This window comes from Argonema antarcticum A004/B2 (genome assembly GCF_023333585.1).
Lineage (GTDB): Bacteria > Cyanobacteriota > Cyanobacteriia > Cyanobacteriales > Aerosakkonemataceae > Argonema > Argonema antarcticum.
In genome coordinates, this window is record NZ_JAIQZN010000137.1 from 1 (window position 1) to 15,309 (window position 15,309).

Consider the following 15,309-nt stretch of genomic DNA (forward strand, 5'->3'; position numbering starts at 1 on the left):
GGGACAAGGGGGACAAGGGGGACAAGGGGGACAAGGGGGACAAGGGGGACAAGGGGGACAAGGGGGACAAGGGGGACTCTTGAAGCCAACCAACTACATATCACCGTACCCGGCCAAAACCAGAGAAAAAAATATTTGTTTAGAATTATGTTGAAATTGTAAATTTTGCGTTATCATTCAAATTACTGACATCGGTGCGATTGCTCTAAGGCGTAGGCCAACCTACCCTGTATGATGGGCTACGCGATCTCCTCAACCCTTGCTAAGCTTGCTTATTGCCGTAGCGTGTTGAAGAAAGCAATCTATCGCGCCGTTGCCAATCGCCTAAGAGCGAAGCGACACGGTTACAAAAAGATCGACCGTAACGCCAGCGTAGCGCGATCGCGAACGACCTGACAGACCTTTCTCAATTTGCTAATGCCTCAAGTAATAGGCCAAAAGCCAACAATTGCCATCTCCCACCTGGGTTGTGAAAAAAACCGTATAGACACAGAACATATGTTGGGCCTGCTGGTGGAAGCAGGTTACCAGGTTGATAGCAACGAAGAATTAGCTGATTACGTCATCGTTAACACTTGTAGCTTTATCCAGGCAGCACGAGAAGAATCCGTGCGTACCCTGGTAGATTTGGCGGAAGCTAATAAAAAAATTGTGATCGCCGGGTGTATGGCGCAGCACTTTCAGTCGCAACTACTGGATGAGCTGCCGGAAGCGGTTGCTGTAGTGGGAACAGGGGATTACCACAAAATAGTAGATGTAATTAGGCAAGTGGAAGCTGGTAACCGAGTTAAACAGGTTTCCGCTCAACCGACTTACATCGCAGATGAAACGACGCCGCGCTACCGTACCACACCAGAAGCTGTAGCTTACCTGCGGGTAGCGGAAGGGTGCGATTACCGATGTGCTTTTTGCATAATTCCCCATTTGCGGGGAAACCAACGATCGCGCACGATCGAATCCATTGTCAGAGAAGCCGAAAATCTAGCCGCAGAAGGTGTAAAAGAAATCATTTTGATTTCCCAAATCACCACAAACTATGGTATAGATATCTACGGTGAGCCTAGATTGGCGGAACTGCTACGGGCTTTAGGTAAGGTGGACATTCCGTGGATTCGGATGCACTACGCCTATCCTACGGGCCTGAGTACCACCGTAATTCAGGCAATCCAGGAAACGCCTAACATTCTGCCATACCTGGATCTTCCCTTGCAGCATTCCCATTCGGAAATACTCCGTGCCATGAACCGCCCTTGGCAGGGTCGGGTAAATGACAAAATTATTGATAAAATAAAAGAGGCGTTGCCAGAGGCAATTCTGCGTACCACCTTTATTGTCGGGTACCCAGGCGAAACAGACGAACACTTCGATAGCTTAGTGCAGTTCGTCGAACGCCACGAGTTTGACCATGTAGGAGTATTTACGTTTTCTCCAGAGGAGGAAACTCCTGCTTACAAGTTGCCAAATCAATTACCCCAATCGGTAATGGATGAGCGCCGGGAGGCGCTGATGCAAATCCAGCAGCCTATATCCCTAAAGAAGAATAAAGCGGAAGTAGGGAAGGTAGTTGATGTCCTAATTGAGCAGGAAAACCCAGAGACTGGGGATTTAATAGGGCGTTCAGCGAGGTTTTCACCAGAAGTGGATGGATTAGTCTACGTCAAAGGAAATGCTCAACTGGGAACTATCGTGCCAGTGGTTATCCAAGACGCAGACACCTACGACCTATACGGTCATACGATTAGCTAACTGGTAAGAGGTAATGGGTGATTTTAGATGTCAGATGGGAGATTGAAAAATTCAATTCTAAATCTGAAATATGAAATCCGAAATTTACTTAGCAATTACCAATTAGCAATTAACAAATATCAACTAACAACCAACAACAGATTCACTAAATGACTCTAACTTTCAAATCATTAGGTCTTTCAGACGCGCGCGTCCAACATCTCGAAGAATTAGGACTTACGACTCCCACAGCGATTCAAGCTCAAGCAATTCCTCAGTTGCTGGCCGGACGGGATATGGTAGGTCAATCTCAGACGGGAACAGGCAAAACGGCGGCATTTTCCCTGCCGATTTTGGAGCGGCTCGATCTTAATCTAAATGCAGTTCAAGCGCTGATTTTGACGCCGACTCGCGAGTTAGCAATGCAAGTTTCCGAAGCGATCCGCGAGTTCAAAGTCGATCGCAAATTGTGGATACTGCCAGTGTACGGCGGTCAATCAATCGATCGCCAAATTCGCCGCCTGCAACAAGGCGTCCACGTAATCGTGGGAACGCCGGGACGAGTCCTGGATCTGCTAGAACGAAAAGATCTCAAACTTAACCACGTTAGCTGGCTAGTATTGGATGAAGCCGATGAAATGCTGAGCATGGGCTTTATCGACGATGTAGAAAAAATCCTCAAACAAGTACCAGCTGAACGCCAGACGGCATTCTTCTCCGCAACAATGCCGCCAGCGATTCGCGAATTGGTAGCCAAGTTTTTGCGATCGCCCGTCACAGTCACCGTAGAACAGCCCAAAGCCGCACCCAAGCAGATCAATCAAGTAGCTTACATGGTGCCCCGTGGCTGGAGTAAAGCACGCGCCTTACAGCCGATTTTGGAACTGGAAGACCCCGAAACTGGTTTAATCTTCGTCCGTACCCGGCGGGCCGCAGCCGAACTCACCAACCAACTGCAATCAGCTGGACATAGTGTAGATGAATATCACGGCGACCTCAACCAACAAGCGCGGGAACGGTTGTTACAGCGGTTCCGCAACAAGCAAGTGCGTTTGGTAGTTGCTACCGATATCGCAGCGCGGGGATTGGATGTAGATGACCTCACCCACGTGATCAACTACGATTTGCCGGATAGCGTGGAAAGCTACGTTCACCGGATCGGACGCACCGGACGTGCCGGAAAAGAAGGAACGGCAATTTCGCTGATCGAGCCAATGGATCGGCGCAAACTGAAGCTAATTGAGCGTCACGTGCGTCAAACTTTGTTCATTCGCTCGATTCCAACGCGATCGCAAATTGAAGGGCGTCAGCTAGAGAAGCTGCAAGCTAAAGTGCGCGAAGCATTGTCTGGCGAACGGATGGCTTCCTTCCTACCTCTGGTAGCCGAACTGGGCGAAGAATACGACGCACACGCGATCGCAGCTGCTGCCCTGCAAATGGCTTACGATCAGACTCGCCCCGCTTGGATGCGGTCGGAAAAATACAGTGCCGAGGAAGAAATTCCCTCAGACACTCCCAAACCCCGGCTCAACAAGCGTTCTAAAATCTCAGACGACTACGGTGATGAAGACTTCTCGGTAAGTTCCAAGCCCCGGCTAAGCAAGCGTATTCGGATCGCCGAATCACCCAAAGTCGAACTTGGTAACTAATAACTAATCAGGAAAAAGTAAAGATTATCTTAACTTTTTCCTTATTACTACCGCGCCCTTATAAACCCGGTTTCTCCAAGAAACCGGGTTTATAAGTGTTAAGTGAAGCAAAACCTAACCTACTCTCGCTCGTCGATTTTTCGTTTGCGAAGGTATTGTAATAAGGATAAAGGAAAAAGAGAAAATATTTTTTCTTTTTCCTTTATCCTTTTTTAGTTAAACGAATGGTAGGTTTGTTTTTTGGCACAACAATATGAGGATTGTTTCAAAAAATGGCTAATTTTGCATTTATAGCAACTGCTCTCGTCGGTTAGAACAACTCCAACTCTTAGTTCTCACCTTTCATCCCTTACTCCGTAACCCTCTTCCCTATTCCCTCTTCCCTCTTCCCTAGCCCCTAGCCCCTAGCCCCTAGTCCCTAGCTGTATTTAATACAACCAAGGAATCAGTTTTTTCACTCGTTGCCTATAATCTGAGTAATCAGGATACTTTTCACTTAACCAAGTTTCTTCGCGCCTAGCTTTGGCATCAAAAAAAGCAAAGATAATAACTGTTGCAATTAAATGAGATAAACTGAATTGAAATATTGTCCAACTGAGTGATATCAAAATCACGCCGCTATAAACGGGATGTCGTACTAAGCTGTAAACACCAGTCTGAACTAGCTGCCCTTCTTCGATTGGATAAGGCAATGGTGTTAGTTGCTGTCCCAAATCTAGCAATCCTTTGACAAATAGCACTAATGCTGATATTGCCAATAAGGCAGCGATAAACCAACTGAAATATAACCACTCAGAAGAAGGGAGATTTAACCAAGTTGGTCGGTAAACAGGCAAAATAATCAAACCTACTATCAAAGCGCCTTGAACTAAAACCCAGTATTCGCCGCGACTGTTATTGCGCCAACCGTCGCGGGTGAAGCCCCATTTTGTGAAGATGTTCATAATGTGCGATCGCATATCCTGTAAATAATGTAGAACCCCACCCCCTTGCCCCCTCCCCTCCCCGTCCACGGGGAGGGGAGCAAAAACAGCCCAGCCCTGTTTTCTCTCCTATTTTCTTCTTCTCTCTTCTCCCCCCTCTCCGCAGGCGGAGAGGGGGGCTGGGGGGGTGAGGTTCCCACACTCATCCTAACCAGGGGCGACTCGCATTTTCGAGCTTAGCAACTTCATCATCGCTGAGTCGCCAACCCAACGCACCAGCATTTTGCCGAGCTTGTTCGGCTGTTTTAGCACCCGGAATTGGTATAACATTCCCTTGTACAATTAACCAATTGAGCGCAACTTGAGCTGGGGTGCGATCGTGCTTTTCTCCCAATTCCCGCAGTAGAGATATTACAGGCGCGATTTTTTCTAAACCGCTACGACTGAAGCGGGAATCGAATCTGCGGGCATCTTTCGGTTCTTGATAATTCTCAAGTGTGTACTTACCAGTCACCAAGCCTTGAGCCAGGGGGCTATATGCGAGGATGGTGACACCCAGCTGTTTAGCAGTACTAACAATTCCTTGACTTTCAACTTGTCGCGTCAGCAGGGAATAACGCACCTGATTCGTAGCTAAAGGCACACCTCTAGATGCCAAGATTTGGTGGGCTGACCGCATCTGTTCGGCTGAGTAGTTGCTGACACCCACTGCGGCTATTCTGCCTCGTTTTACTTCATCCGCCAAGGCGTTCATCAGCGTGTCTTGACTCATCAAGAAGGCAAAAGGCCAGTGTACCTGGTAGAGATCGACTTGCTGGACTTGCAGGCGTTTTAAACTCGCCGTCAGAGCCTCAGAAACCGACTCTGCTGTAAATCTCCAGGGCAAGGGGCCGTATTTAGTGGCAATTTGGACTTTGCGATCGGTTTGCTGCATAAACTTTCCTAGCAGCTCCTCTGACAGTCCCATGCCGTAGATTTCTGCCGTGTCAAAAAAGTTAACGCCAGCATCTAGAGACGCCTTAAAGGCTTCCCACAGCTGCGATTCGCCGTAGTTACTGCCGTAATTCCAAAATAGTTTGTCACCCCAAGCCCAAGTGCCAATACACAGAGGTGTGACGGTAGGGCCATTTTGTCCTAAAGTAATAGCTTGCACTTCTGTTGCCATTTTAATTTACACTTCTTTACATAATTCAAGTGTAGCGTTACCGAAAAAGGCTCAACCTTGGTCGCTGAGAGCTTACAAGCCTTTTCAGGTGACTGAGGTACTGAGAAACCCGGTTTCTTGGAGAAACCGGGTTTCTGGGGTCTAGTTCACCCAACTGAAAACCGCTATATCTTTAGAGAAGAAACCCGTTTTTAGATAAAAGTTAGTTTTGTAGCGATCGCCTGTTTGAGAAAATATGTCTAGTGGAGACTTATCAGATTTGCAGATAGAAGAAAATTCCAAGCAGTTGCCCAGACTTAATCTACTTGCCATGTTAAGACTGGGGTTATTGCAAATCGGCCTGGGTATGATGTCAGTTCTCGTCTTTGGCGTACTCAACCGCGTGCTGATCAGAGAGTTGGGAGTGCCAGCAACGCTTGCTACAGTCATCTTGGCCTTAACTTTATTTGTAGCACCAGCACGAGTTTGGTTTGGGCAGATGTCTGACACCAAGCCCTTGTGGGGATATCATCGCACGGGATATATCTGGATTGGCGCAGCAAGTCTGGCGATTATCGCATTTATAGCTGTGCAAGTAATGTGGCAGGTGGGCGGTAGTTTGAAAGCAGAAGGCTGGACGAGCCAAACCTACGGCTGGACCGCCTTGTTAGCGTTTTTGTTTGCGCTTTACGGTGTCGCAGTCAGCGCCTGTTCTACGCCTTTTGCCACATTGCTGGTGGATGTTTCCGACGAGGATAATCGCTCTCAACTGGTGGGCATAGACTGGTCAATGCTCATGATGGGAATTATTATCGGAGCAATTACCATTGGCGTCTTGCTGAAAAAATTAACTTTAAATGCGCCTATTGAAGATCTACAAGCAGCAATTAATCGCCTGTTTACGATCGTACCTGCGATCGTCTTTGGGCTAGCAATGCTTGCAACTTGGGGGATGGAGAAAAAATATTCCCGCTATGCTTTGCGATCGACATTAGTTAACCGGGAAGAAAAGATTACCCTAGATAGAGCTTGGCGCATCTTAACTGCTAGTCGGCAAACCCAAGTATTTTTTACCTTTTTGGTAATGATGACGCTGGGCTTATTTATCCAAGATGCCGTCCTGGAAACCTATGGCGGTGATGTCTTCAAAATGCAAGTAGGCGAAACGGCTAGTCTGAACGCCTTCTGGGGTACTGGGACATTATTTGGTCTGCTGGCCGCTGGGTTCCTTCTGGCTCCGCGTATCGGTAAGCGCAATACTACTAAAGTAGGCTGCGTGTCAGTGGTTGTCTCTTTGATCTGGGTAGTTCTGTCGGGATTTACCCATAATTCAACATTCCTTCTGATCGCTCTTTTACTATTCGGTTTGTGTTCTGGAGTGGCAACGACCGGAGCGCTGAGTCTGATGTTAGATTTAACAGCAGCAGAAACGGCAGGCACGTTTATTGGCGCTTGGGGATTGGCACAGGCTATGGCGCGAGGAGTGGCGACAATTGCCGGTGGTGCATTGTTAGATGTGGGCAAGAAATTGTTCCCCGATTTGGTGTTAGCCTACGGACTGGTGTTTGTAGTGCAAGGATTGGCAATGCTTTTGGCAGTTTGGTATTTGGGGAAAGTGAATGTGGCGGAATTCCGCACCAATGCACGGGAAGCGATCGCATCTGTCCTCCAAAACGATCTAGATTGAGCCAAATCTGAATTCGCTCAATAGTCTACCCTAAAAAATACACAAACTTTCACCCGCCTAACTAACTATCATAGATTATGACCAATTTTTGGGAAACAGTTTTAAATTTTGCTCAAACAACTACTGCCAGACTTAGCACCAAACTGGTGCAAGATTTTGGGCAGTTGCAGCCGTCTCTAAAGGCTGATGGCAGTTTGGTAACGACAGCGGATAAGTGGGCGGATGACGAAATTCGCAATGCAATTTATGACACTTTCCCCAGCCACGATGTTTTAAGCGAAGAAGGAGATCACATTTTTGGAGGTGCCGAATGGTGCTGGGTGATTGACCCTATTGACGGTACAACTAACTTTACTCGCGGAATTCCGATTTGGGGAATTTCACTGGGATTGTTATATCAAGGGGAACCCATATTTGGCTACGTGCATTTTCCTACGATCGGTCAATCTTTTCACGGTTACTGGTATGGCTCATCTTCAGCCAATGGTTCTAATGGTGCTTTTTTGAACAATCGCCCCATTCACACCAGTAGCGATTCTCCTAGCAACAGTCACTTTTTCAACGTTTGTGCGCGGAGTGTTGCTGTTTTCCAAAAGCCGCTCCCCTGCAAAGTTCGGATGCTGGGCGTCACTACCTACAATTTCTTGTCTGTTGCTGCTGGTGCTGCCTTGGCGGGTGTCGAGTCTACGCCGAAAGTGTGGGATCTAGCGGCAGTTTGGGCAATTGTTCAAGCAGCTGGCGGTGTTTTGGTTCCTTTGCAAGAAGAGTCGGTGTTTCCTTTAAAAGAAGGGGAGGATTATAGCGATCGCTCTTTCCCAACTTTGGTAGTCAGTCGAGCTGAATTGCTGACCGTGTTTCAACCGTTAGTGCAATTCCTGGGCGAAAAGCGATAGAGGGAAGGAGAATTTTAGATTGTAAATTTCAAATTTCAAATTTGAATTTCTTAAAGATTCTTCAAATTGAAATCTTAAATCTGAAATTCCCTACTCAAACCTGGTTCTCCAAATGAAGTCTGCCGCTGACTCGTCTGCTTTGAATTGGGCGTTTGCTGAAGGATTTAATAGCACTGTACGCTGAACTAAGTTAGCACTCCCCAGTCGTCGAGCAACCCGCGTCGGAATACCATGTCCGTAGATAATGTGACCCTGACCAACTATCGCCACTACTTGAAAGTCTGGGTTAGTACGCAAAAACTTGGCAATTACTTCCGCCATCGTTTCATCCCATAGTACCTGGGCTTGAAAAAATCTATCAAAGCTATTACTACTACCACCAACCCCTTGGTGCATTTGTTGGTAGATATCTAACATCAACTGACGATATGCTGGGTTATCTGTGCGAATTTCTGAGAGCGGTGGGATATCTTGTTGCTCTGACTGAGACAAGCTTTCTAAGCCGCTACGGGCAACTTTGCGCGTTATTTCAGTAGGTGTATTCATGGCTAACACTGGCAGTCGATTGGCCTTGGCAAACCGCAAAATGGGGGCATAATATTCCCAAGGATAGCCCCATCGGTCTTTATAGTCAGTTCTATCCTGGAGTTGTCTTTCCGTTAAGTCGTTAGCTATGTAGCGATCGAGTTGGAACTGAAAGGGTCGCTGGAACATTTCCATTGCGATCGCAATATTAGGATTTTGCCGATGAAGTTCCTCAATAATCTGTAGTTGAATCAAGTGGTCTTCAGCGTTATTGTGTGTTTCCCCCAGGTACACAACATTTGCCTGTGTTAGTTGCTGCAACACAGTTTGGGGATTGTAAGTCGGCAGCTGGCGGGGACTTGATACCCTTTGTGCAGATACGATCTGGGTGCAGAACAGGACGATGCCGAGCGATAAGGCGCATAGGCGGGCAATTTGGCGTTTTCTCATAAAATTATTTTGCCTTGTGTTGGCGTAGTCTATAGGTCAAATATTGTTTGATGGCGCTAGGAAACAGGGTCAGGGTTCTCCCCCTTGTCCCCTTTGTCCCCCTTGTCCCCCTTGTCCCCCTTGTCCCTTAGCTTTACTAGCTTTGAGCAATTCGCCAGCAGTATATTTTTGGCTGGGGGCCTAGCCATCTTGCGATCGGCATCACTCAGCCACCTGGATTCGCGCACGTTTTTAGGGCGTTTATCATCAACCTACCACAGTAGTTTTGTCATCTTTACCATCAGGGTTCAGTCACTGAGTTAATTGCAAGTAGGGCTCATAGTAATCGAGAACACGCAGTAAAACGAGACAATGTTAACTCAAATGACATCACAAAAAGAACTCCTCGAATTCAAATCCAAATTTTTCGCCTCAATTGCTCACGATTTCCGCACTCCATTGACCGCAATTTTACTATCTACAGAATTACTAGAAAATTACGGCAATATGTGCAGTGAGGAGCAAAAACGACAATATCTTCATTGTATTAGAGAAGCAGCAGAACAAATGAACGAGTTACTCAACGAAGTTTTAATCAATTATGATGCAGACGACAAGATGGAGTGAATTAGACATCTCCAGAAATTAAAGGTGCGTCGCCTAGAACCCTTGTAGAGACGTTTCATGAAACGTCTCTACAATGTTTTTTGGAGAAGTCTAATGATCTGGTCTGCCTTTGCAAGCCGTCTGGACGCTATTTCCAGGCGGTTTTGAATTTCCAGATCCAGCCGCAAAAATCCCAACTAGACCTGTAGTGGCAGCAATTCCTATTTGCTTTTGCAATAGGAATCGCTCAGCACTGATAAAAGATACAATTAATTAATGTAACTGTGCTTGGGAGTTTTATGATGAACCAAAAAACTCATATACGAGTGCCGCGTGGCAGCAGGATTTTTCCCGAAAGACCCCCACTTTCCGACGCAGAGATAGCCAGACGCAAGGCTGAGGACGAAGCATTTGGCAAGCGGTGTCGAGAGATTTTTAACCGAGTTTACCCGGAATTAGTTAAGGATTGTTACGACTGGTTCATTCTGATTGAGCCAGACAGCGGAGACTATTTCATTGACCCCGATCGCGAAATTGCTCGTCAAGAGGCCAAGAAAAAGCACCCTACAGCAGTCCTTATGGCAATGCGCTTAAACGAAACAGGGACTTGCGGCAGAATATGATCCAAGGCTATTTTGGCGAAAAGGGTGAGCTATTTTTTGAGATTGATTTGGTAGCTGCTGATGGTTCGACGGTCACTGTTTAGGCATTGTTAGACACTGGATTTACTGACTGGCTAGCAATGGATATCCAAGATGCCGACAACACCTACCAATAAAGTAGACTTGATTATGAAACATGAAATGAAAGCAACACAACTGTCTTTTTTTGCTAATTGCTAGGCTCAGAACATTAACAATAAGCAGAAGAAAGCCAAGCTAGGACGTTACGAACGTATTCAACGCGAACTTGAGCTAAATGACCGCGACCCTTACAAAATCTTCGTTGAAGTTGGAACGCTACCCATACCAGCATCTAACTATACCTTTGTAGATCTTTTCTCTGGTGCTGGAGGAATAACGCAAGGTTTAGTTCAAGCCGGATTCCAATCAGTAGCAAGTGTGGAAGTAAACCCAATGGCATCTGCTACTTATATAAATAACTTTCCGCAATGTCATCACTTTTGCGGAAGTATAGAAAATTTTGAGCCTAAAAAGTGGCTGGATAAAATTGGTTCTCCTGAAGTCCATTTAGTTGTAGGTGGTCCACCGTGTCAGGGCTTTTCGGTTGCAGGGAAACGCAATTCAAATGATGCTCGTAATAGTCTATTTCTAGAATTTGTGCGTGTGGTTTCAGAGATTCGTCCTTGGTACGTCGTCATGGAAAATGTACCAGGAATTCTTACAATCGAGAATGGGACTGTTAAAGAAGCTATTAAAAAAGCTTTTGACGACATCGGCTATGCCAATGTTTCCGTTGCAATTCTTGAATCTGCTGCCTATGGAGTCCCACAAATTCGCCCGCGAGCTATTTTTATTGCCAACCGATTTGGACTGCCTAACCCTTACCCAAAACCTCAATTATCGCCAGAACAATACAAATCGATTGAGTCAGCAATTTCCGATCTTCCAGAATATACTTTCATCCCAGAAATAAACCATGAATGGACTCGCCATTCGCCTGAGTATATGGAGCGTATTGCTAAAGTTCTGCCTGGTTGTTCCTTGTACGAAACCTATGTTGATGCCTTTAAGCGCCAATACCCTGGTAAACCTAGTATGACTGTTAAAGAGAATCACGGCGGAACTCATATTCACCCCTATCTTAACCGCGTCATTTCAGCTCGTGAAATGGCAAGGTTACAAACATTCCCCGATTCATTTATTTTTAAAGGTTCTATGAAGAAAGCCATGTGGCAGATTGGTAATGCTGTACCACCTCGTTTAGCAGAGTGTATCGGATACGCACTTATCCCCTACATAACTGCTATTGCACTGAATACTCATAGTGAAATCGTCATCAATCGTTATGAGCAGACTCGGTTAATTTTTGATTGAGAGCATAACGCCAAGTTTCAAAATTATACCAGCCACATCCCACACAGCCTTCCTCTGCCTCAGCACCGCGCTGATGTTGGGAAGGCCAATCTTCGCTTCCTCGATACCAAAATCTTATTCCAAAAGGTGTGCCTCTTCTACCAGTTTTGATGCAACGTTCGCAGCTTCTTGATTTGAGCAGATTGTGATTGCCAGAGGCATCTTTCTTTAGCAATTGAAACTTTTTATGAATTTCAGCCTCGCTCATAGACGTAAGGTGTGGAGGTTCACTTTCTCCCCAACGCTCCATTGGGAATCGATGGTCGATTCCCAATTCATGATCTGCTCGTTGTCTCTGTTCTATTACATCTGTGTAAGAATAAACTTTGAGAACTTTTTCTGCTAAAGAAGCTGGTATGTTAGCCGCCGAATTGGCTGATTTTATCTCTCCCGTCCAGCGATCGCCCAGGCGTATTTCACCACAAGTCTGACAATATCTCTTTTCTGTTTCAATAACAAGACCAGGGCGACTCCTTGTCCCACGCTGTAGTCCCTGAATTCCCCCACCACCAGCATATTGAGCTGATGCTATCTTTTTTCCCTCGCATTCTCGACAATGCCACCGTTGGTCTGATAGAAGGTTGAATACTTTGCTTTGGGTGGAGTCTTTTCTTAATTGAGTTTTAATTGTCTCGACTAATGCTTTATCGCTCACTCTATATTTTCGGCCTCTATTTCCAGATTTTCCAGAAGCTTGGAAACGTTGATGCCTAAGCCACTCGCAAGACTTACAAGTGCAGTAAGGGAAGGATTTCTGACCCCACGTTCAACTCCAGATATGTATGTACGATCTAAGTTGGCGCGTAATCCAAGTTCCTCTTGCGAAATCCCTAGCTGTGTTCTGCGTTGCCTCACCAGATGGCCCAAGGCACGAAGAATCTTTTTTTTGATTCGTCCATGAGCCAATTGTGAATGTCTGCGGATTATCAGTCTACGGACGATGTGTCACATTGCATTCGTGCGATCGATTAAAATATTTCTTTAACCTCCCCCCCAACACCAACTATGAAAGCTCTCTGGTTAGAAAACAACCAACTGCAACTGCGTACTGATGTTCCCATTCCCTCACCGCCACCAGAGGAAGCACTCGTCCGCGTTGTCCGTGCAGGTATCTGCAACACCGACTTGGAACTGCTCAGAGGCTACTATCCCTACACTGGTATCTTAGGTCACGAGTTTGTCGGAATTGTGGAACAGGGGCCAAGGGAACTGCAAAACAAACGGGTCGTGGGAGAAATTAATGCGGTTTGCGGTAAGTGTCGGTTTTGCCGCAATGGATACCCGACTCATTGCGAAAATCGTACTGTCCTGGGTATCGTCAACCGCAATGGAGCCTTTGCTGAATATCTCACTTTGCCAGTAAAAAACCTGCATCCAGTACCGGATAATGTGCCAACCGATGTCGCTACTTTTACTGAGCCTGTGGCTGCTGCTTTGGAAATTCAGCAACAGGTGAAAATAAGCCAAAATGACCGAGTTTTGGTAGTGGGAGATGGTAAGCTGGGGCAATTGGTAGCGCAGACATTGGCACTGACTGGATGCGATTTACTGGTGATAGGGCGTCATAGGGATAAGCTCGATCGCCTATCTGGACTTGGGATCGAAACTGGCTTTGCTGATGCTGTAGTCGATCGCACTTTTGACCTGTCTGTCGAGTGTACTGGCAATCCAGAAGGATTTGCGATCGCTCGTCGCGCTCTCCGTCCACGCGGCACACTGGTACTCAAAAGCACCTACGCCGGTCATCTGACTTTTGATGCTTCTTCCCTAGTGGTAGATGAAATTACCTTGATCGGTTCTCGTTGCGGCCCATTTCCAGAAGCATTGGAACTATTATCACAAAATAAGGTAAATGTCAAGGACTTGATTCAAGACAGCTATGCTTTGGATGAAGGGTTAAGAGCTTTCGATCGCGCTCAACAACGAGGTGTCTTGAAAGTCTTGCTCGAAATTAGCTAAACAGACGGGAATCCCCATACTATACCGCGTCGGTTAGTGTGGGATGAAAGGCGCGTCAGGTGAGGATTCCACCTGGCCATAACCTGAGGCGCATAGCTTTGAGCAATGAACAGGTGGATGACGAGGCGAACCCTTCGACAGGCTCAGGGCATCGCAATTCTTTATTTAACAGGTCTATAATAACAGTAACAGAAAGCGTAAAGGTCGTAACGCAATGAAGACAACATATCAGTACCAGTTCTATCCCGACACCAATCAGAAGCTAACCCTAAACCAATGGCTGAGAATTTGCCGTTACTGGTACAATCGACAGTTGGGCGATCGATTTGATTGGTGGGAGATGAACCGCACTGCTGTAAATGCTTGTCCATTGATAACCAGCATTTCTGTTCCCAGAGAAAAGCCCAACTACTACTCACAAAAACAACTTTTACCAATTCTCAAAAAAGACTTGGTAAAAGTCGTCCATAGTGGCGAGTTCTTGGACTTTAAACAGGTAGATTCAACTATCTTGCAAGACGTTTCTAAGCGAGTGGCTCAAGCTTTTGAACGTTTCATTGTTGGTGACAGCAAAGGGGGAAAATCGGGCAGACCTCGATTTAAAACTGAATCTGACTACCGGACGATGACTTTTGTCACCGCGAGTAATGATTGGATTAAACTGATTCGTAAGAATTGGATTTACATTCGATTACCCAAGATCGGGGTTGTGAAAGTTCGGATGCACCGCCCCATCCCAGATGGATTTACCATCAAACAAGCTAGTGTTACGAGGAAAGCTGATGGCTGGTTTATCCAGTTAATACTCGAAAACATCTCTGTACCTGAATTTACACCCGCTCAAATTATGCCAACTTGGGATAACTCGATCGGTTTGGATGCAGTGTTACACGAAGATGTCTATCTCGCCACGTCTGAAGGTGAAAAATTACCATCATTAAAGCCACTCCGCAAGAACCAAGCCAAGTTAGAGCGGATTTCAAAGAAGCGGAACCAACTCAGACGCGGCTCTAAATCAAGACGTAAGTTGCGTCAAAAAGAGGCTAAACAGCATCAGCGGATTGCTCGTTCTCGTCAAGATTTCCATTGCCAAACGGCTCACAAATTGGTAAAAACGGGAGCCAAAGTATTCTTCTGTGAAGAACTTAATCTCAAAGGTTTGACTAAACGAAACAAAGTCAAACAAGATAATAATGGTACTTATCTTCCCAATGGTCAATCAGCTAAATCAGGACTGAATAAGTCTTGGCTAGATGCTGCATTTGGTCAATTCTTCAAGACGCTGGACTACATAGCCGAAAAAGCTGGAGCAGTCGTCATTCCACAAAAACCTGCCTATACCTCAATGGTTCTCAGTTATCGAAATGAAATTATTTTCACCGATTGTAGTATGAGATATTATTGGGATGAGCAAAATTCTTTGATGGTAGATCGCGATCTCAATGCTGCGATCAACTTAAAAAGACTGGGGTTGGACATTTTCCCCAGTATAAAACGTCGTAGTGGGAATCTTTCTGTAGTTGGCTCTATGGATGATAGTACCACGAAGGAAATCTTGCATACCCTTCATCGGGCTGCTAAGAAGCCCACATCATATCTGTACTCAGATTGATGTGGGAGTATGTCACCGCCGACTCATAGACATTAAACAGAGTAAAGCTTTAAATAGGACAATCTAACAATATATATAGCTAGGGACGAGGGTAGAGGGAAGAGGGAAGAGGGAAGAGGGA

14 protein-coding genes are annotated in these 15,309 nt (G+C 46.0%); 9 read left to right on the top strand and 5 right to left on the bottom strand.

Annotated elements, in window-relative coordinates; translation table 11 throughout:
- Positions 1-429: 429 nt before the first annotated feature.
- Complete coding sequence (gene rimO / locus LAY57_RS32535; protein ID WP_249071340.1) at positions 430-1,746, top strand: 30S ribosomal protein S12 methylthiotransferase RimO; 1,317 nt, start codon at positions 430-432, stop codon at positions 1,744-1,746.
- Between the two features lie 149 nt (positions 1,747-1,895).
- On the top strand, positions 1,896-3,374 hold the full coding sequence (locus tag LAY57_RS32540) for a DEAD/DEAH box helicase (protein WP_249071331.1): 1,479 nt from the start codon (positions 1,896-1,898) through the stop codon (positions 3,372-3,374).
- 428 nt (positions 3,375-3,802) lie between these two features.
- Here LAY57_RS32540 and LAY57_RS32545 read toward each other — a convergent pair whose 3' ends face one another.
- On the bottom strand, positions 3,803-4,318 hold the full coding sequence (locus LAY57_RS32545) for a methyltransferase family protein (protein ID WP_249071332.1): 516 nt from the start codon (positions 4,316-4,318) through the stop codon (positions 3,803-3,805).
- A 181-nt stretch (positions 4,319-4,499) separates the two neighbouring features.
- Positions 4,500-5,462 carry an aldo/keto reductase gene (locus LAY57_RS32550; protein WP_275994439.1) on the bottom strand — a complete coding sequence of 321 codons (963 nt, stop codon included), beginning with the start codon at positions 5,460-5,462 and terminating at the stop codon, positions 4,500-4,502.
- Positions 5,463-5,697: 235 nt separating this feature from the next.
- Between LAY57_RS32550 and LAY57_RS32555 the strand changes: the two genes are divergently transcribed.
- Positions 5,698-7,128 carry a BCD family MFS transporter gene (locus tag LAY57_RS32555; protein ID WP_249071333.1) on the top strand — a complete coding sequence of 477 codons (1,431 nt, stop codon included), beginning with the start codon at positions 5,698-5,700 and terminating at the stop codon, positions 7,126-7,128.
- A gap of 77 nt (positions 7,129-7,205) precedes the next feature.
- Positions 7,206-8,021 (top strand): inositol monophosphatase family protein, encoded by an 816-nt coding sequence (locus LAY57_RS32560; RefSeq protein WP_249071334.1) that lies wholly within the window; start codon positions 7,206-7,208, stop codon positions 8,019-8,021.
- 90 nt (positions 8,022-8,111) lie between these two features.
- Here LAY57_RS32560 and LAY57_RS32565 read toward each other — a convergent pair whose 3' ends face one another.
- Positions 8,112-8,996: a ChaN family lipoprotein gene (locus LAY57_RS32565; protein WP_249071335.1), complete on the bottom strand. Its 885-nt coding sequence runs from the start codon at positions 8,994-8,996 to the stop codon at positions 8,112-8,114.
- A gap of 363 nt (positions 8,997-9,359) precedes the next feature.
- Here LAY57_RS32565 and LAY57_RS32570 point away from each other — a divergent pair, with 363 nt between their 5' ends.
- The 3 genes from LAY57_RS32570 to LAY57_RS32580 all read left to right on the top strand — a co-directional run bounded on the left by LAY57_RS32570 (position 9,360) and on the right by LAY57_RS32580 (position 11,578).
- Positions 9,360-9,602 (top strand): sensor histidine kinase, encoded by a 243-nt coding sequence (locus tag LAY57_RS32570; protein WP_249071336.1) that lies wholly within the window; start codon positions 9,360-9,362, stop codon positions 9,600-9,602.
- A gap of 278 nt (positions 9,603-9,880) precedes the next feature.
- Positions 9,881-10,204 (top strand): hypothetical protein, encoded by a 324-nt coding sequence (locus LAY57_RS32575; RefSeq protein ID WP_338022537.1) that lies wholly within the window; start codon positions 9,881-9,883, stop codon positions 10,202-10,204.
- A 342-nt stretch (positions 10,205-10,546) separates the two neighbouring features.
- Positions 10,547-11,578 carry a DNA cytosine methyltransferase gene (locus tag LAY57_RS32580; RefSeq protein ID WP_522729859.1) on the top strand — a complete coding sequence of 344 codons (1,032 nt, stop codon included), beginning with the start codon at positions 10,547-10,549 and terminating at the stop codon, positions 11,576-11,578.
- Here the strand turns inward: LAY57_RS32580 and LAY57_RS32585 are convergent.
- Both LAY57_RS32585 and LAY57_RS32590 read right to left on the bottom strand, forming a co-directional pair.
- Entirely contained in the window at positions 11,541-12,272 is a 732-nt protein-coding gene (locus LAY57_RS32585) for a restriction endonuclease (protein WP_249071337.1), read from the bottom strand. The two genes, LAY57_RS32580 and LAY57_RS32585, sit on opposite strands and share 38 nt — an antisense overlap.
- Positions 12,269-12,523 carry a helix-turn-helix domain-containing protein gene (locus tag LAY57_RS32590; RefSeq protein WP_275994440.1) on the bottom strand — a complete coding sequence of 85 codons (255 nt, stop codon included), beginning with the start codon at positions 12,521-12,523 and terminating at the stop codon, positions 12,269-12,271. Before LAY57_RS32590 ends, LAY57_RS32585 begins: the two co-directional genes overlap by 4 nt.
- 99 nt (positions 12,524-12,622) lie before the next feature.
- On the opposite strand from LAY57_RS32590, the gene LAY57_RS32595 reads away from it, so the two are divergent.
- Both LAY57_RS32595 and LAY57_RS32600 read left to right on the top strand, forming a co-directional pair.
- Positions 12,623-13,576: an MDR/zinc-dependent alcohol dehydrogenase-like family protein gene (locus LAY57_RS32595; protein WP_249071338.1), complete on the top strand. Its 954-nt coding sequence runs from the start codon at positions 12,623-12,625 to the stop codon at positions 13,574-13,576.
- Between the two features lie 214 nt (positions 13,577-13,790).
- Positions 13,791-15,188, top strand: a complete 1,398-nt coding sequence (locus tag LAY57_RS32600) for an RNA-guided endonuclease InsQ/TnpB family protein (protein ID WP_249071339.1) — start codon at positions 13,791-13,793, stop codon at positions 15,186-15,188.
- The last annotated feature ends 121 nt before the right edge of the window (positions 15,189-15,309 follow it).